Annotated in this window: 12 protein-coding genes; 7 read left to right on the forward strand and 5 right to left on the reverse strand. The window is 74.7% G+C overall.

Annotated elements, in window-relative coordinates; genetic code table 11:
* Nucleotides 1-308 precede the first annotated feature (308 nt).
* The 3 genes from J0910_RS10435 to J0910_RS10445 all read left to right on the forward strand — a co-directional run bounded on the left by J0910_RS10435 (nt 309) and on the right by J0910_RS10445 (nt 4,594).
* Complete coding sequence (locus tag J0910_RS10435; protein ID WP_420158313.1) at nt 309-2,747, forward strand: AAA family ATPase; 2,439 nt, start codon at nt 309-311, stop codon at nt 2,745-2,747.
* Nucleotides 2,748-2,927: 180 nt separating this feature from the next.
* Nucleotides 2,928-3,650, forward strand: a complete 723-nt coding sequence (locus J0910_RS10440) for a nucleotidyltransferase family protein (protein WP_420158314.1) — start codon at nt 2,928-2,930, stop codon at nt 3,648-3,650.
* Between the two features lie 161 nt (nt 3,651-3,811).
* Nucleotides 3,812-4,594: a tyrosine-protein phosphatase gene (locus J0910_RS10445; protein WP_420158315.1), complete on the forward strand. Its 783-nt coding sequence runs from the start codon at nt 3,812-3,814 to the stop codon at nt 4,592-4,594.
* A 209-nt stretch (nt 4,595-4,803) separates the two neighbouring features.
* Here the strand turns inward: J0910_RS10445 and J0910_RS10450 are convergent, their stop codons facing one another.
* The gene (locus J0910_RS10450) at nt 4,804-6,405 is read right to left on the reverse strand and encodes a hypothetical protein (RefSeq protein WP_420161947.1); all 1,602 of its coding nucleotides are present in this window, start codon (nt 6,403-6,405) and stop codon (nt 4,804-4,806) included.
* 135 nt (nt 6,406-6,540) lie between these two features.
* Entirely contained in the window at nt 6,541-6,798 is a 258-nt protein-coding gene (locus J0910_RS10455) for a hypothetical protein (RefSeq protein ID WP_017594330.1), read from the reverse strand.
* A gap of 629 nt (nt 6,799-7,427) precedes the next feature.
* Between J0910_RS10455 and J0910_RS10460 the strand changes: the two genes are divergently transcribed.
* Nucleotides 7,428-9,467: a SpoIIE family protein phosphatase gene (locus J0910_RS10460; RefSeq protein ID WP_420161948.1), complete on the forward strand. Its 2,040-nt coding sequence runs from the start codon at nt 7,428-7,430 to the stop codon at nt 9,465-9,467.
* A gap of 419 nt (nt 9,468-9,886) precedes the next feature.
* Complete coding sequence (locus tag J0910_RS10465; RefSeq protein ID WP_420161949.1) at nt 9,887-11,488, forward strand: RNA polymerase sigma factor; 1,602 nt, start codon at nt 9,887-9,889, stop codon at nt 11,486-11,488.
* A gap of 422 nt (nt 11,489-11,910) precedes the next feature.
* Here the strand turns inward: J0910_RS10465 and yaaA are convergent, their stop codons facing one another.
* The gene (yaaA, locus tag J0910_RS10470; RefSeq protein ID WP_420158316.1) at nt 11,911-12,708 is read right to left on the reverse strand and encodes a peroxide stress protein YaaA; all 798 of its coding nucleotides are present in this window, start codon (nt 12,706-12,708) and stop codon (nt 11,911-11,913) included.
* A 206-nt stretch (nt 12,709-12,914) separates the two neighbouring features.
* On the reverse strand, nt 12,915-13,145 hold the full coding sequence (locus J0910_RS10475; RefSeq protein ID WP_420158317.1) for a DUF7455 domain-containing protein: 231 nt from the start codon (nt 13,143-13,145) through the stop codon (nt 12,915-12,917).
* 484 nt (nt 13,146-13,629) lie between these two features.
* Between J0910_RS10475 and J0910_RS10480 the strand changes: the two genes are divergently transcribed.
* Nucleotides 13,630-15,735 (forward strand): DNA gyrase/topoisomerase IV subunit B, encoded by a 2,106-nt coding sequence (locus J0910_RS10480; protein WP_420158318.1) that lies wholly within the window; start codon nt 13,630-13,632, stop codon nt 15,733-15,735.
* Between the two features lie 682 nt (nt 15,736-16,417).
* A complete protein-coding gene (locus J0910_RS10485; protein WP_420158319.1) occupies nt 16,418-16,873 on the forward strand; it encodes an RDD family protein in 456 nt (151 codons plus the stop codon).
* A 21-nt stretch (nt 16,874-16,894) separates the two neighbouring features.
* Here J0910_RS10485 and cds1 read toward each other — a convergent pair whose 3' ends face one another.
* Nucleotides 16,895-18,022: an L-cysteine desulfhydrase Cds1 gene (gene cds1 / locus J0910_RS10490; protein ID WP_420158320.1), complete on the reverse strand. Its 1,128-nt coding sequence runs from the start codon at nt 18,020-18,022 to the stop codon at nt 16,895-16,897.
* Nucleotides 18,023-18,149 lie beyond the last annotated feature (127 nt).

Raw genomic sequence — 18,149 nt, forward strand, 5'->3', positions numbered from 1 at the left:
TCCGGAGCACGCGAGCAGGGCGCGCCGACGCGCCCCGGGCGGACGTCCGCCCGGGGCGTTCCAGTGCCCTTCCGCCCCGGTCGGGGCCGCCGGCGGCGGTCGGCCCGCCGCCCGGGGCCCGGTGGGCGGTGCAGGGGAGCCGGCGCCGGAGAACGGCCCTTCCGGACGTTCGGTGCGGCGGGGCGGGGAGCGGCTCCGACGGGCCGTTCGGAGGTGCGACACAGCGGAACTTCACGCTTCCGGCGGTTCTGCCGGCGCCGGCCTTCGCGGCAGTATGGGACGGGCCGACAGGCAGAGGGAGGTGCGGCATGCCGCCTGAGGACCGGTCCCGAACGGCCGGCGGGCCCGCGGCGGGCCCGCTGCTGGAGCGGGCGCGGACGGCCTACCACGGCCGGCCCCCGCGGATCCGGCTCGCGGTGGCGGCGGGGGTGCTGCTGGCGGTGGCGCTGGCCGCGCTGCTCCTCCAGCTCCCCGTGCTGCTCAGCGTGGCGGTGGCGGCCGCGGTGCTGTCGGTGCTGGCCGCCCTGATGCACTCCGTCGACGCGGTGGCCACCACCCTGGTCTGCCTGGGCTGGCTGGTCCTGGCCTTCCTGCTGCTGCAGATCCCGATCCCGGTCGCCGACCGCGGCGTCCTGCTGCTGCTCCCGCTGATCCCGCTGCTGGTCACCGTCGCGGCGGTGCGGATCAAGGAGTACCCGGTCTGGCACACCACGCTGCTCGCCCTGCTCGTCGCGCTCATCGCCGGGCTGGCCGTGGGGCTGGGCGGCATGCTGACCGGCGGGGCGCCGCCGGGGCTGGGGCTGGTCAGCGCCGCCTGCGCGGCCGGGCTGGCGCTGGTCTGGCGCGCCGCCGCCGGCTACCGGCTGCGCCGCGGCATGCGCCCGACGCCGGGCTCCGCCGGCGCCGGCGGGCCGGGCGGCCGCCCGGAGGGCCCCCGCCCCCCCGCGCCGCCCCGGCAGCGGGCGGGCGCCGGCGGCCCCGCCGCCCCCCGGCGCTCCGCCGAGGACGGGGACGAGGAGGACCCCGTCCCGGTCGACCAGGCGCTGGCCCGGCTGGAGGAGATGATCGGCCTCGACCCGGTCAAGCAGCAGGTCCGGGCGATCGCGGCGTCCATCGAGGCGGCCCGGCTGCGGGCCGACGCCGGGTACGCCGTCGACAAGCCCCTGCGCCACCTGGTGTTCTCCGGGCCTCCGGGCACCGGCAAGACCAGCGTCGCGCGCACCCTGGCCACGATCTTCCACTCCTTCGGCCTGCTGCCCACCTCCCGGGTGGTCGAGGCGCACCGCGCCGACCTGGTCGGCGAGTACCTGGGCGCCACCGCGATCAAGACCAACGCGCTGGTCGACCGGGCGCTGGGCGGGGTGCTCTTCATCGACGAGGCGTACTCCCTGGTCAACGAGGGCGACGGGCAGCCGGACCGGTTCGGCGCCGAGGCGGTGCAGACCCTGCTCAAGCGGGCCGAGGACGACCGGGACCGGCTGGTGGTGATCCTGGCCGGCTACGAGGCGGAGATGGACCGCTTCCTCGCCTCCAACCCCGGTCTGGCCTCCCGGTTCGCCACCCGGGTCACCTTCCCCAGCTACTCCGCCGAGGAGCTCCGGCTCATCTGCGAGCACCTGTTCGGCCGGCGCGGCGACCTGCTCGACGCGGGCGCGCTGCGCGCACTGGGCCGCGGGCTGGAGGAGGTGGAGCAGCGGGCCGCCGTGGACGAGCTGGGCAACGGCCGGTTCGCCCGCTCCCTGGTGGAGAAGGCCGCCGAGGCGCGCGACGTGCGGGTGGTGACCTCGGGGGAGAGCCGGGAGCCGCCGGCCCCCGGTGACCTGGTGACCGTCCGCGAGCCCGACGTGGACGAGGCCTACCGGCAGCTCACCGCGCGGTTGCCCGGGTTCGGCCAGGCGCCCGACCTGGAGGGGGCGCTGGCCGAGCTGGACGGGATGGTCGGGCTGGAGCCGGTCAAGCGCCAGGTCCGGGCGATCGCCGCGCAGTTGCGGGTGGCCAAGCTCCGCGAGGAGCAGGGGCTGCGCGCCCAGCCGCCGATGCGGCACTTCGTCTTCTCCGGGCCCCCGGGAACCGGCAAGACCTCGGTGGCCCGGGTGCTGGGCCGGGTCTTCGCCGCGCTGGGCCTGCTGACCCGGTCCGAGGTGGTCGAGGCGCAGCGCTCCGACCTGGTCGGCGAGCACCTGGGGGCGACCGCGATCAAGACCAACGCGCTGGTCGACCGGGCGCTGGGCGGGGTGCTCTTCGTCGATGAGGCCTACGCCCTGGCCAACCCCGGCTACAGCGGCGGGGACGCGTTCGGCGCCGAGGCGATCCAGACCCTGCTCAAGCGGGCCGAGGACGACCGCTCCCGGCTGGTGGTCGTGCTGGCCGGCTACCCGGGGGAGATGGACCGGCTGCTGGCCTCCAACGCCGGCCTGGCCTCCCGGTTCAACGTCCGGGTGGCCTTCCCCAGCTACACCGCCGACCAGCTCACCGAGATCGCCGGCGCGGTGGCCGAGCGGACCGGCGACGCCTTCGACGAGTCCGCGCTGGAGGACCTGCGCCGGATCTTCGGCTACGTGTGCGACGAGGGCTGGATCGACGAGCTGGGCAACGGCCGGTTCGCCCGCTCGCTGTTCGAGAAGGCCTGCTCGCAGCGGGACCTGCGGGTCGCGGAAGAGGTGGGCGAGGCCGCCACCGCCGCCGAGCTGACCGTGGTCACCAGCGACGACGTCCGCGCCGCCTACTCCGAGGTGACCCAGCGCTGAGGCGCCCGCCCCGCCGCCCCGCCGCGGGTGTCGCGCCCCGGTCGCGGCCCCCGCGGTCGGGCGGCGCGGCGGGCGGAGCGCGGCGGGCGGGCACCACCTCCGCAGGCGGTGCCCGCCCGCCCCGGGAGCGGGCGCGGGCACGGCGGCGCCCGCCGCGGCCGCCCTGCTAATGTCCGCTCCATGACTTCGAGCAGCGCCCCCGTCCGCGAAGCCGTCATCCTGGCCGGTGGGCAGGCGACCCGCCTGCGCCCCTACACCGATACCCGGCCCAAGGCCATGGTGGAGGTCGCCGACCGGCCGATCATCGACTACCAGCTGGAGTGGCTGGCCGGGCACGGCGTGCGGCACGCGGTGGTGTCCTGCGGCTACAAGGCCGAGGTGCTGCGCGAGCACCTGTCCGGGCGGACCGAGGGCCCGGAGACCACCGTCCTGGTCGAGGACGAGCCGCTGGGCCGCGGCGGGGCGCTCCGCTACGCCGCCTCCGGCCTGCGCGACCCGGACGCCCCCTACTTCGCGCTCAACGGCGACGTGCTCACCTGGTTCCCGCTGGACGAGTTCACCGCCTTCCACCGGGCCAAGGGCGGGCTGGGCACCCTGGCGCTGGCCCAGTACCGGACCAGCTGGGGCATCGTGGACGTGGACGAGGCCGGCTCCGTCGGCGGCTTCACGCAGAGCCCGCTGCTGCCGTTCTGGATCAACGCGGGGGTGTACCTCTTCGAGCCGGGGCTCACCGGCCTCCTCCCGGAGAAGGGCGACCACGAGTCCTCCACCTTCCCCCGGCTCGCCGAGGAGGGGCGGCTCTTCGGGTACCGCATCGACGGGTTCTGGCGGGGCGTGGACACGGCCAAGGACGTCAAGGAGGCCGGAGAGCAGATCCCGGAGCTGCTCGGCCGGGCCGGCTGATCCCGGGCGGCCCCGGCGGGGGACTCCGCCGCGGCGGTGCGCCGGAGGCACCGGGCGCGGTGCGGCGCCGCCGCGGAACCGGGCCGGGGCAAGGGGTCCCGCCTCCCCGGGGCGGGACTCCCCCGAGGTAGGGCGACCGACCGGCGGGTATCGTCGGTCCGGTGACCAACGATTCCGCGATGCTCAGAACCCTCCCCAACTTCCGCGACATCGGCGGGTACCGCACGGACTCCGGAGCGCGGGTCCGCACCGGGCTCGTCTACCGGGCCGACTCCTTCTCCCGGATCGATGACGGCGACTTCGCCGCGCTCGCCGGGCGCGGCCTGCGCCAGGTCCTGGACCTGCGCACGGTGCACGAGCGGACCGCCGAGCCCGACCGGGTCCCCGAGGGCGCCGAGTACACCGTGCTGGACGTGCAGGGCGACCACACCACCGGGGGCGATCTGAACAGGCTGTTCGACGACCCCGAGGCGGCCGCCGCGGCGCTGGGCGGCGGCGGGGCGGAGGCCTTCATGCACGAGGTGAACCGGGCGCTGGTCACCACCGACGACGCGCACGCCGGCTACCGCGAGCTGGTGGAGCGGACCGCCGCCGGCCCCACCGCGGTCGTCTTCCACTGCACCGCGGGCAAGGACCGCACCGGCTGGGCGGCCGCGCTGCTGCTCACCCTGCTGGGCGTCCCCCGGGAGACCGTCTTCGAGGACTACCTGGCCAGCAACGGGCGGATGGAGCGGCTGCGCGGCATGATGCGCCGCCAGGCGGAGCGCGGCGGCGTCGACCCCGACCTCATGGAGCCGATCATCCAGGTCCGCCGGTCCTACCTGGAGACCGCCTTCACCGAGCTGGAGCGGGTCTACGGATCCTTCGACGGCTACGTCGCCGACGGGCTCAAGCTCGCCCCGCGCACCGCCGAGCGCCTCCGCGACCGGCTGCTGGAGGCCTGAGAGACGGTCGGGCGTGCGGTCGGCCTACCGCACCGCCCCCTCGTTGATCTCGGAGTCGCGGGGGTATCGGAGCGCTCCGATACCCCCGCGACTCCAAGATCAACGAGGGCGGGCGGGGAAGCGCGGGGCGGCCCCGCCCGGCGACCGGCCGGATGCCCGACGGCCTCTGAGCCGGCCCCGTCCTCCGGTGGTCCCCGGCGCCGCGGGGCTCAGCCCAGGGCGCGCAGCCGGGAGAGCAGCAGCGGGGCGTCGCCGTCCCCGCCGCCGGCCAGCGCGTCCAGCAGGGTGAGCAGCACCTCGGGTCTGCTCCGGCCCTGGTCGAGCAGGCGCTGCGCGGCGGCCCACAGCTCCGGCGGGTCGCCGTGCCACAGCCGCACCGCGAGCCGCTCGTGCGCGTCCAGGTCGGCCTGGGCCGAGGAGGCGCGGCCGATCCGGCCGGAGCGCCCGCCGTCCACCGCGTGCCGGCCGGGCGGTCCCTCCGGGACGTCGATCTCGCCGAAGTGGTCCAGCCGGAGCAGCGCCCGCCGCCCCTCCGGGGTGGTCGGGTCGAACCCGCCCTCGGCCCGGTCCAGCAGGTCGCCGGCGAGCAGCGGGAAGGCGAACATGCGGCGGGGCAGCGCGGCCAGGTCGCCGTCGGGCAGCAGCCGGCGGATCTCCCGGCGGCCCAGGCCGAGCGCCTCGGCCGGGTCGCGGTAGGTGCGGTTGAACGCCTCGAAGGAGTCCCACAGCGCGTCCAGCGCGGCGCCCACCGCCGGCTCGGGCAGCCCGGCCCGGGGGCCGGCCCACCGGATCCACGCGCCCAGCACGTGCGGCATCGCCTCGCTCTCCTCGGGCAGCAGCACCACCCGCCGGGGTAGCCAGGTGAGCAGGAAGGTCTCCACCTTGCGCGGGCTGACCCGCATCGGGCGCCCGGCGTCGACGTCGCAGCCGTAGCCGATGACGTGGTCCACGCAGCGGCTCGCCGCGTAGGAGTCGGAGAGCTCGGCCGCCTCGTCGGAGGCGAGGAACCGGGCGGCCAGGGTGGCGCGGGCGTCGCGGCGCCACACCGGCTCGCCCGCCGGGCGGCCCTCGGCCGGCAGCGCCCGCACCCGGGAGCGCAGCAGCGCGTGGTGCGCGCCCAGGGAGCCGCCGATCAGGTCGGCCTCGCGGGCCGCGGTGAGCCGGGCCGGGCGCTCGCCGGGGGCGCCGGAGACCACCAGGTCGGTGCCGGCCAGGGCGCGCTCCAGCAGGGTCCGGGCGCGGGCCGGGGCGAGCGGGTGGAACACGGCCATCGGATCGTCCTCGGCCGCGGCCCGGCCGTGCTCCAGCAGCCGCTCCACCTTGGTGGTCACCCAGGCGTCCCGGAGCACCCCGCCGCCGTTGTGGTCGATGACGGCGATCAGCGCGTGGCCCGGGGCCTCCGGGCCGCCGGGGTCGGAGTCGTAGCGGAAGGTGCAGACGACCTCGTCGGCGTCGCCGAACCGGTCGCCGGAGAGGTAGGCCCTGAGCGGGCGGACCAGGCCCACCGCCTCGGCCCAGGCCGGGCGGCGCAGGTCGCCGCGGTCGGCGAGGGCGAGGACGCCCTGCTCGGCGAGCTCGCGCCGGTGCGCCGAGACGCCCAGCGAGGTGATTCCGGACAGCAGCGCCAGGCCCGCCGGGGTGCCCGAAGCGGTGGCGTGCGCGATCAGCCCCTCGGTCAGGTGCCGCTCCAGGTCGGCGCCGGACATGCCCGGTATGCGCTGCCCCCACCAGGCGCCGAGCATCCTGCTGACGACGAGTTCGGCGTCGAGCGGGTCGCGGACCGCCAGCAGGGCGCGGGCCACGCGGAGCATCTCGGCGAAGACCGGGTCGGGGGCTGCGTCTGGGGGCGGCGTCAGGGGAGGTACGGACACCTGACAGAGCCTATGGCACCTGCCGTGCGCCCCGGGTGGAATCGGTCGGGGAGCGGGGTGCTCCCCGGGCGGAGGTCAGGCGATCGCGTCGTGGCCCGGCAGGCGCGGGCCGACCAGCCGCTCCGACGGCGGGCGGGACATCACCATGGCCTGCAGCCGCTCGCGGGCGACCCGCTCCACCAGCCCCGGGGTGGCCTGGAAGCCGAGGTGCTCGGCGCATTTCCAGGTGTCGTGCACGCAGCGGTGCACGTTCCCCGGTGCCAGGGAACTGAACTCGTCGTTCAAACGCCGCGCGACCTGCTGCAGGTCGGCCGCGGGATAAGTCTGGAGCATCCTCGCTCACGCCTCTCGCCGGCGGGTCGGACGGTGACCACCATCCATTTCACTGCTTCGCATCAGGGTGTCAAGCCCCGTCCGGTGAGTCGTTGCCCAGGCTTTGCGGCGCGCCGCGGGGCGCCCCGGCACCGTCCCCGACCGGGGCGGGAGTGCCGGGAGGCGGCCGTGGTGCGGGCGGGGCGGAAGAGAACGCCGGTGACCGTGCGAATCCATGTCAGAACGGAGCGTATTCGGCCTGTCTGCGTATTTTCGGGCGCGGGAGGAGGCGGACCGGAAGGCCGGAGAAACGGGATCGGGCGAGGTAAAAGAAGGCTCCTTCGGAAATGGGCAGCCGAAAATCCGCGGATGGGCCGTGGTTGCACGACGGAGACGTATCATTTACCTTCCGCTATCGCCGCCGGGTTTCCACCGCGGCCCGGACCCGAGCCGGGCGGGTGGCTTATGCTGAACCGGTGGCGGCGGTCGCCCGATGTCGCCCCCAGGCCTCCCCGGCCGCGGTCGCACCCGGTGCGGCCGGCAGGTGGAGGATTTCCACGGCGCCCGCTCACGCGAGCCCCCGTCCGCGGGGGGAAAGGCCCCCGGAGGTGTCATTGGTGAGCACCGATACGTCCGTTCCGCTCCCCCGCATGTCCGGGCTCGGCCCCTCCGAATCGGCGCTGCTGGAGACCATCCTCAAGGAGGCGCCGGTCGGCTTCGCCTTCTTCGACACCTCCGCGCGCTTCCAGCGGGTCAACCCCGCGCTGGCCCGGCTGTACGGCCGCGCGGAGGAGGAGTGCGTCGGCCGGCTCCCGCACGACGTGCTCGGGAGCGCCGCCGCCGACGCGCACGGGGCGGCGATCGCCCGGGTGCTCGCCGGCGAGCCGGTGGTCTACGGGGACCAGTTCCCGCCGTTCGGCCCGGCCGGAGGCGAGGCGGCCCGCTGGGCCCCCTCCTGGTTCCCCACCCACGGCGACGGCGGCGAGGTCGACGGGGTGGCGCTCATCGCGGTCGACCTGAGCGACCGGGTGCGCGCCGAGGGCGAGCTGCGCCGCAGCGAGGAGCGGTACCGCTCGCTGATGGAGGCCACCAACCAGGTGGTGTGGGCGGCCGACCCGGATGGCGCGGTGGCCGAGGACTGCCCGCAGTGGCGCGCGGTCACCGGGCAGAGACTCGAGGAGTACCTGGGCCGGGGGTGGCTGGACTCGGTCCACCCCGACGACCGCCCCCGGGTGGAGCGGTCCTGGGACGACTCCATCGCCGACCGCACCGTCTTCGACGAGACCTTCCGGGTGCGCACCTGCTCCGGGGACTTCCGGCACTTCCGCTCCCGCGCGGTGCCGATGATGCGCGGCGACGAGCTCTCCGAGTGGGTCGGCGCCAACACCGACGTCACCACCCAGCACGAGGCCGACGACATGCGCCAGCGCCTCACCCAGCAGCTCGGCGAGGCCGCGCTGCGCACGGTGCGGCTGCAGAAGGCCACCGCCGACCTCGCCGAGGCCCTCACCGTGGACCAGGTGGTCCAGGCCATGGGGGAGATCGGCCGCTCCGCGGTGGGCGCCGACCGCACCACCGTGGCCGAGATCGGCGGGGACGGCCTGCGGCTGCGCGTCATCGGCCGGGCCGGCGAGCCGTCCGCCGGCTCCGCCCCCGACCACGACGGCCTGATGTCGCTGGCCGTCCGGGAGCAGCGGCCGTGCATCGCGGGCGGTCCGCTGGAGCTGCTCGGCCTGCTGGACGGGGACGAGGAGGCGCCCGCCTTCATCAAGGCCACCGACGAGCGGGCCTGGGCGGCGCTGCCGCTGCTCAGCGGCGGCCAGCCGGTCGGCGCGCTGCGCTTCGCGCACACCTCGCCGCGGGACATCTCCGACGAGGAGAAGGTCTTCCTGGAGGCGCTCGCCGGCCAGTGCGCGCTCGCCCTGGAGCGGGCCAAGCTCTTCGAGCGCGAGCACCGCACCGCCGAGGCGCTCCAGGCCAGCCTGCTGCCCGAGGCGCTGCCGGAGGTCCAGGGCATCCGGATGCGCGCCTTCTACCGCTCGGGCACCCAGCACGTGCAGGTCGGCGGGGACTGGTACGACGCCTTCCCGCTGCCGGACGGGCGGGTGGCCGGGGTGCTCGGCGACGTGATGGGCAAGGGCATCAAGGCGGCCACCGGGATGAGCCGGGTGCGCAACGCGCTGCGGGCGCTGGCCTTCAGCATGCCCGAGCCGGCCGACGTGCTCACCGGCCTGGACCGGATGTTCGACGCCACCGAGGCGGTGGACCAGGTCACCACCCTGGTCTACTTCGTGCTGGACCCCGGCACCGGGCAGATCGACCTGAGCAACGCCGGGCACCTGCCGCCGCTGGTCGTCGCCGAGCGGACCGAGCCGTGGCTGCTGGAGACCGAGCCGGACACCCCGCTGGGGATCAGCTCCGAGAGGGGCCACCACAAATTCTTCGTCCAACCCGGTAACACCGTGGTGCTCTATTCCGATGGTCTTGTAGAGAACCGGAAGCGGTCCGTCGCCTCCGGACTGGAGGAACTGGTCACCGTGGCGTCCCAGGCGCCGCCGGAGGTGGTGGGCGATCCACAGCTGATGCTCCAGTACCTTGTGGAGGGCATGCTCGCAGGGTATGAGCAGGACGACGACGTCACCCTGCTCGCCGTCCACCTACCGGTGATCGAGGCCGCACCGGAGCAGTAGTAGTCCGTAAGAAGAAGTCCGACACTTTGCCTAAGGTGGAGGATCCATCAACCCCGCGCACGCGGGGGGTGGGGTCAGGACCCGACGGTGGGGTTGGATCCGCACGGCCGCGGAAAAAACCCTACTGGGCGCATGCGTCCCGAGCGTTGGACAGGGCGCATACGCTGAAAGGAAGTCGGCATCCCCGCGGCGGGGATGATCCCGGGCTGGGGCCGGGGGGCGGTGGCTCCGCCCTCCGCGAGGCTCCACGGAGGTCTTCGGGCCGCCGGGTCCAGCAATCTCGCCACACGTCCGTTCGAGAGGTGTTTGTGTCACCTGCCAGTTCGACCCGCTCAAAACAGCCGGAGTCGCTGCACGAGCCCGTCATTCAGCAGCTGATCGAGCGTGGGCGGTCCCAGGGGTACCTTGAGCCCGAGGACGTGCGCCGTGCCTTCGAAGAGGCCGACATCCCCATGTCGCAGGCCCAGGCCGTGCTCCGAATCCTGACCAAGGAGGGCGTCACCCTCGTGGTCGGGGCCGAGGAGTCCGCCCCCACGCGCCGGAAGTCCGCGCGCCGCAAGACGGCCGCGCCGAAGAAGAGCGCCGCGACCCGGACGACGACCACCGCCCGGGCCCCCCGGCGCGCGGCCGCCGCGCAGGACCAGCCGGAGACCGTGACCGCGGTCGTCGACTCCGGTCCGGCCAAGGGCGCCGCGAAGCCGGCGCCCGCGGAGGCCTCCGAGCCGAAGGCGGCGAAGAAGGCCGCGCCGAAGAAGGCGGCGGCCAAGCCCGCGGCCAAGGGGGCGGCCGCCAAGCCCGCGGCGAAGAAGACCACGGCCAAGGCCGCGGCCAAGAAGGGCGACGACATCGGCCTGGAGGCCGCCGAGGACGCCGACATCGACCTCGACGTCGACGACGACCTCGAGGACACCGGGGTCGAGCTGGAGCTCGTCGAGGACACCGGCGACGACAAGCCGGAGCCGGTCGGCGGCCCGGTCGCCGGGTCCGGCAGCAAGCCGGAGGCCGTGGGCATCCCGGAGAAGGCCGCCGCCAACACCTCCGAGGACGAGGCCTTCGTCCTCTACGACGATGACGACGACGCCCCCGCCGCCCAGGTGGTCGCCGCCGGCGCCACCGCCGACCCGGTCAAGGACTACCTGAAGCAGATCGGCAACGTCGCGCTGCTCAACGCCGAGCAGGAGGTCGAGCTCGCCAAGCGGATCGAGGCCGGCCTGTTCGCCGAGGAGAAGCTCGCCGAGGAGAGCGGCTCGCTCAGCGTCGAGTTCCGCGACGAGCTGGAGTGGATCGCCGAGGACGGCGCCCGCGCCAAGAAGCACCTGCTGGAGGCCAACCTCCGCCTGGTGGTCTCGCTGGCCAAGCGCTACACCGGCCGCGGCATGCTCTTCCTGGACCTGATCCAGGAGGGCAACCTGGGCCTGATCCGCGCGGTGGAGAAGTTCGACTACACCAAGGGCTTCAAGTTCTCCACCTACGCCACCTGGTGGATCCGGCAGGCCATCACCCGGGCCATGGCGGACCAGGCGCGCACCATCCGCATCCCGGTGCACATGGTGGAGGTCATCAACAAGCTGGCCCGCGTCCAGCGGCAGATGCTGCAGGACCTGGGCCGGGAGCCCACCCCGGAGGAGCTCGCCAAGGAGCTCGACATGACCCCGGAGAAGGTCGTCGAGGTCCAGAAGTACGGCCGGGAGCCGATCTCGCTGCACACCCCGCTCGGCGAGGACGGGGACAGCGAGTTCGGCGACCTCATCGAGGACTCCGAGGCGATCCAGCCGGGCGAGGCGGTCAGCTTCACCCTGCTCCAGGAGCAGCTCCACTCGGTGCTGGACACCCTCTCCGAGCGCGAGGCCGGCGTGGTCTCCATGCGCTTCGGGCTGACCGACGGCCAGCCGAAGACGCTGGACGAGATCGGCAAGGTCTACGGGGTCACCCGCGAGCGGATCCGCCAGATAGAAAGCAAGACCATGTCGAAGCTGCGGCACCCGTCGCGGTCCCAGGTGCTCCGCGACTACCTGGACTGACAGCAGCCGACATGGTGCGCCTCGGGCGCCGGCCGCCGGCGGCGGACCGGCGCCCGAGGCGTCTGCATCTCCGGGGCGCGTCCTGGCGCCGCGTCCGTTCGGCGCCGCCGGCGCCCCGGTGTGCTCCCCGGCCGGAGCCGCCTCGGACCCCCTGCGGTGCGTGCGCGGCCGGCCATCGGGGCCGGCGCGGTCCCGCGCCCCGGGTGTGGCGAGGCCCGGGGAGGGGACGCCGCGCGACGCGTCCGCAGGGGAGGGCCGAGGGGTTCTTCGCGTCCGCCCAGCGGTCCAACATCTCTGCCAGGCCCGATCATCGCGGACACCGCGTATGGGCGAGATAAAGCACCGAGACGCTTTCGTTACGTTCCGCTCCGGTGCGGTTCACGGGCGGTTCGCGGAGGGCTCCCGCGGCCGCCGGGCCGGGCTCAGCCGGGGATGACGACGTCGAGCACCGAGGCCTTGCCGCCGCGGCCGGGCGGGCTCAGCTCGGCCCGGTGCCCCAGGTCGTTCAGGGCCTCGGCCAGCTCGGCGGGGGTCTCGGGGGAGCGGCCCTGGGCGAGCAGGGCGTGCGCGATCGCGCCGCGGGTCGCCTTCGCCATGTGGCTGACCACCGAGCGCTTCACCGTCCCGCCGGAGGCGGTCTCCTTGAGCACCCGGACCGCGGCGGTGCGCTCGGCGGCCGCGCCGGAGGGGCGGAAGGCCGCGGCGTAGGCGGCCGACCGGCAGTCCACGATCAGCCGGTCCTCGGCCAGCTTGCCGAGCGGTTCGGCCAGGTGGGAGCGCCAGTAGGCGCCGAGCCCGCCCAGCGGGGGCAGCTTCACGCCCATCGACAGCCGGTAGGGCGGCACCCGGTCGTTCACCCCGAGGACCCCCCACAGCCCGGAGAAGACCAGCACCGACTCCGCGGTCCGCGCGGCCGCCGGGCCGGCCAGCAGCTCGCCCAGGCGCAGGTTGTCGTAGAGCACCCCGGTGTAGAGCTCGGCCGCGCGCAGCGCCGGGGCGGTGCGCACCTCCAGGTTCCGCGGCACGGCGCCGGCCTGGCCCGCGGTGAGGCCGAGCACCTCCATCGCCGTCTCCCGCGGCCCGGCGCAGAGCGCCTCCAGCGACTCCAGCACCGCCTCCCGGGCCCCGTTCACCTCGGGCAGGACGAGCCCGGACGGCTCCAGCGCGGGCCCCTCGCCCGCCGCCGCCTTCCCCTCCGACGGGGGCAGCAGGATCAGCATCGTCTCCCTCTCACAGCGAACCGGGCTCCGCCAACCAGCTGGTCGGCTGCCCGGTGCGCTTCGCGATCGTCTCGAAGTCCCGATCGTAGTGCAGCGGGACGGGTCCGCCCGTGCCCTGGCGGGGACGCCTCCGGCGGAGGGCCGGGCAAGACGAAGGCGGCGGCCCCGGGGAGGGGCCGCCGCCGTGCGTCTGGGGAGGGGAGTCCTTAAAGCTCCCCGTCGGGAGAAGTGGCCGGGGTCTCCTGGAGTCGGCCGGTCTCGTCCTGGATGTCCGCGGCGATCTTGCGGATCTCTTCGTCGTGCTTGCGCATGTGGTGCGCGCAGAAGAGCAGTTCGCCGCCGGAGTTGAGCAGCACGCGGACGTAGGCCTGCGCACCACAGCGGTCGCAACGGTCAGCAGCCGTCAGCGGCTGGGTGGGGGCAAGGGTTCCAGTCACTTCGCCTTCCTCAATGCTCGGCGCCAGTCACTCCGCACAACATCTAACCGGACCAGGACGTTCCCAACCAGTCCTGATGTACGCCGACAGCGGAATCCCGTCCGGGCCGGCGCCGGCCGGGCGGGGGAGCGGCGGACGCGACACGCCGGAAACCGCAGGGGAGGCGGGCCCGGAGGGGCATTCCGGGGAGGTGGTAATGTCGCTGGGGTTCGGCCGTCGGCCGGATCCGCGAAGGAATGCGGGCCCCGCATCGGAGCGGAGCCGGGTCGCGACGCGGTGCAGCGGGCGGAGCGGCACGGCCGCCGTCCGCCACAGAGGATGTCCCCGGGCGCGGTTAGGCTGGGCCGGGCCCGCGATCCGGTGCCCCGCGGCGCCGCGGCCCGCACCGGCAGGCCCGCGCGGCGAACGCGTACGCCGGCGCTCCGCGCACGCAACCGAGCGGCTTCGCGGCGCGCCCTGTCCAACGAATGCAGGAGACGTCCAGGTGACCGCCCTTACCGCAGCCGTTCATGAGCCCGAGGACTACTCCGCGCGGCATCTCTCGGTCTTGGAAGGACTGGAGGCGGTCCGCAAGCGTCCCGGAATGTACATCGGGTCGACGGACAGCCGAGGCCTCACCCACTGCATGTGGGAGATCATCGACAACTCCGTCGACGAGGCCCTCGGCGGCTTCTGCACCCGCATCGACGTGGTGCTGCACGCCGACGGCTCGGTGGAGGTGCGCGACGACGGCCGGGGCATCCCGGTCGACGCCGAGCCCAAGTCCGGGCTGACCGGCGTCGAGCTGGTCATGACCAAGCTGCACGCCGGAGGCAAGTTCGGCTCCGGCTCCTACACCGCCTCCGGCGGCCTGCACGGCGTCGGCGCCTCGGTGGTCAACGCGCTCTCCGCCCGGCTCGACGTCGAGGTCGACCGGGGCGGCCGCACCCACGCGATGAGCTTCCGCCGGGGCATCCCCGGCCGCTTCGCCGACACCGGCCCCGACGCCGCCTTCACCGCGGGCTCCGGGCTGGACCAGCGCGGCAAGATCGCGAAGAAGACCACCGGCACCCGGATCCGCTTCTGGGCCGACCGGCAGATCTTCCTGAAGGAGGCCGACATCGCGCGCGAGTCGCTGCTGGAGCGCGCGCGCCAGACCGCCTTCCTCATCCCGGGGCTGACCATCGCGGTGCGCGACGAGCGCACCGAGGGCGAGCCGCCCTACACCGAGGAGTTCCACTTCGACGGCGGCATCGGGGAGTTCTGCTCCTTCCTCGCCGCCGACGAGGCGATCAGCCCGGTGCTGCGCCTCCAGGGCAGCGGCACCTTCAACGAGACCGTCCCGGTGCTGGACGAGATGGGGCACATGACCCCCACCGACGTCGCGCGGACCCTCGACGTCGACGTCGCGCTGCGCTGGGGGAGCGGCTACGAGAGCACGGTGCGCTCGTTCGTGAACGTGATCGCCACCCCCAAGGGCGGCACCCACATCACCGGGTTCGAGCGGGCCCTGGTCCGGGTGGTCAACGACCAGCTGCGCGCCACCAAGCTGCTCAAGGCCAGCGACGACGCGGTCACCAAGGAGGACGTCCAGGAGGGGCTCACCGCGGTGGTCACGGTGCGGCTGCCCGAGCCGCAGTTCGAGGGCCAGACCAAGGAGATCCTGGGCACCTCCGCGGCCTCGCGGATCGTCTCCGCGGTGATCGGCAACCAGCTGCGCGAGTTCCTCTCCTCCACCAAGCGGGCGGAGAAGCAGCAGGCCCGCACCGTACTGGAGAAGATCGCCAACGCGGCCAAGGCGCGGCTGGCCGCCCGCCAGCAGCGCGAGACCCAGCGGCGCAAGAACGCCCTGGAGAGCTCGGCCCTCCCGGCGAAGCTGGTGGACTGCCGCAGCGAGGGGCTGGACCGCAGCGAGCTGTTCATCGTCGAGGGCGACTCCGCGCTGGGCACCGCCAAGCTCGCCCGGGACTCGGAGTTCCAGGCGCTGCTGCCGATCCGCGGCAAGATCCTCAACGTGCAGAAGTCGTCGGTCGGCGACATGCTGAAGAACGCCGAGTGCGCGGCGATCCTGCAGGTCATCGGGGCCGGGTCCGGGCGCACCTTCGACCTGGACGCGGCCCGCTACGGCCGGGTCATCCTGATGGCCGACGCGGACGTGGACGGCGCGCACATCCGCTGCCTGCTGCTCACCCTCTTCTACCGGTACATGCGCCCGATGCTGGAGGCCGGCCGGGTCTACGCCGCGGTCCCGCCGCTGCACCGGATCGAGCTGACCAACGTGCGCAAGAAGCGCGGCGCCAAGCCCGAGGACCGCTACATCTACACCTACAGCGACGCCGAGCTGCAGCGCACCCTCCTCGAGCTGGAGAAGAAGGGGCGCAGCTGGAAGGAGCCGGTGCAGCGGTACAAGGGCCTGGGCGAGATGGACGCCGACCAGCTCGCGGAGACCACCATGGACCCGCGCCACCGCACGCTGCGCCGGATCCGGGTGGACCACGCGGAGGAGGCCGCCAAGGTGTTCGACCTGCTGATGGGCAACGAGGTGGCGCCGCGCCGGCGGTTCATCGCCAACGGCGCCCAGGAGCTCGACCTGGACCGGATCGACACCTGATCCCGCCCGGGGCGGCGGCCGCCGCCCCGACCCCTCCATCCCCGGGGGCCCGCCGAGCGGCGGGCCCCCGCGCTGCTTTCCGGGCGGGCTCCGCCGGTCCGGGCGGCGCCCCCGCCGGGAGCGCTCCCCCGGAACCGGCCTCCCCGCCCGCCGGGCGGCGCGCCGCCCCGACCAGCGGTGACAACCCGGTGTCGTGGTCTATTTTCGGAGGGTGAGGGAGGTGTCCGTCGCCTCCGAGTCGGGAGCACGGGAGCGGTGGTGCCGGATGAGCCACGGACAGCAGTACCCGGGGGACCGGGAGGAGCCCGGGGGCGGACCGGAGGGGCCGGCGGGCCCCGGCGGGCCGGGGAGCCCCGGCGGGCCGGGGAGCCCCGCGGGACCGGAAGGCCCCGGAGGGCCCGAGCGGCCGAGGGGCACCGGAAGGCATGCGGCCCCGGAGGGGGGCGGCGGGCCCGGCGGCCCGGGGAGGCCGGAGGAGCCCGCGGGCCCGGGCGGCCCCGGCGGAGGACCCGGTGCCCCCGGAGGGGCGGCGGGCCCGGCGGGCCAGGGGTCCCCGGGCGGACCGGCGGGCGGGGAGCCCGGCCCCGGGCCGGCCCACGGGGGCTACGGTCCCCCCGAGGCGGGGCCGCCCGGGTACGGGACGTCGACGGAGGAGCCGCCGCCCGGCTACGGCCTGCCGCAGATGGCGCCGCCGGGCGACACCGGCGTCGTCGGCCGCCGGGTGGTGCAGTACATCGTGGACGGCTTCCTCTCCTCGCTCCTGCCCGGCCTGGCCTACCTGGCGCTCTTCCCGCTGGCGTTCGCGCCCGCCGAGCCGGACGGGTCGCTGCGCAACCCGGGCCTGGCGCTGATCGCGCTGCTGGTCCTGGCGGTGCTGTGGATCGTCGTCTACATCGGCTACTGGGTGGTGTGGCCGGCCAAGGCCGGCGGCCGGACCCTGGGCATGCGGCTGCTCGGGATCAAGGTGGTCCGGGCCGAGGGCGGCGAGCCGAGCATGGCCCAGCACTTCGTCCGGTGGATCCTGCTGCTCGTGGACGGGCTCTTCGCCGGCCTGGTCGGCCTGGTCGTCATCCTGGTCTCCGACCGCCGGCAGCGGGTCGGCGACATGGCCGCCGGGACGCTGGTGGTGCGGGACTGACCCGCCGCCCCGGGGCCGCGGTCAGCGCTTCTCCGGCGGGGACCACTCGCCGGAGTCCAGGAAGCGCTCCAGGGCGGCGGTGTAGGGCGCCGTGTCCATGCCCTCGGCCGCCACCCAGGCGTCGTCGTAGTAGCTGTGCCGGTAGCGGTCGCCGCCGTCGCAGATCAGTGTGACCACGCTGCCCCGGGTCCCGTCGGCGAGCATCCGGGCGATGAGCTGCCAGACGCCCCACAGGTTGGTGCCGGTCGACCCGCCGGCGCACAGCCCGGTGACCGCCTCCAGGTGGCGCATGGCGGCGATGCTCGCCGCATCGGGCACCGGCAGCATCAGGTCGATGACGTCGGGGACGAAGCTCGGCTCGATCCGCGGGCGGCCGATGCCCTCGATCCGGGACGGCATGCCGGTGGAGTAGTCCCGGGCCCCGGTCACCCAGCCGGGGAAGAACGCCGAGTTCTCCGGGTCGACCACGGCCAGCCGGGTGTGGTGCCGCCGGTAGCGCAGGTAGCGCCCGATGGTGGCGGAGGTGCCGCCGGTCCCGGCGCCCACCACGATCCACTCCGGGATGGGGTGCCGCTCCATGGCCAGCTGTTCGAAGACCGACTCGGCGATGTTGTTGTTGCCGCGCCAGTCGGTGGCCCGCTCCGCGTAGGTGAACTGGTCCATGTAGTGGCCGCCGGTCTCCGCGGCCAGCCGCTCGGCCTCGGTGTACATCTCCGGCGGGCGGTCGACGAAGTGGCACCGGCCGCCGTACCGCTCGATCAGCGCGATCTTCTCCGGGCTGGTGGAGCGGGGCACCACGGTGATGAAGTCCAGCCCGATCAGCCGGGCGAAGTAGGCCTCGGAGACCGCGGTGGAGCCGGAGCTTGCCTCCACGATCGTCGTCCCCTCCCGGATCCAGCCGTTGGACAGGCCGTAGAGGAAGAGCGACCGGGCCAGCCGGTGCTTGAGGCTGCCGGTGGGGTGCACCGACTCGTCCTTCAGGTACAGGTCGATGCCCCAGGACTCGGGCAGCGGGAAGACGTGCAGGTGGGTGTCGGCCGACCGGTTGGCGTCGGCGACCACCTTGCGGACGGCCTCGTCGACCCAGGCCCGGGTGCGCGAGCAGGAGCGGTCGACGGGGTCGCCGAGCGGTTCGAAGGACTCTGCCATGTCCGGCAGGCTATATCCGGCCGCCCGCGCCGCGCACGACCGCCCCCACCAGGGGCGCTACCCGGCGGCCGGGGGTGGTCTGCGCCCCCGGCCGGGGGAGGGAGCGGCGGAGGCCCCGGTCCTCGGA

The organism is Nocardiopsis oceanisediminis (assembly GCF_048595525.1).
Classification (GTDB): Bacteria; Actinomycetota; Actinomycetes; order Streptosporangiales; family Streptosporangiaceae; genus Nocardiopsis_A; species Nocardiopsis_A oceanisediminis.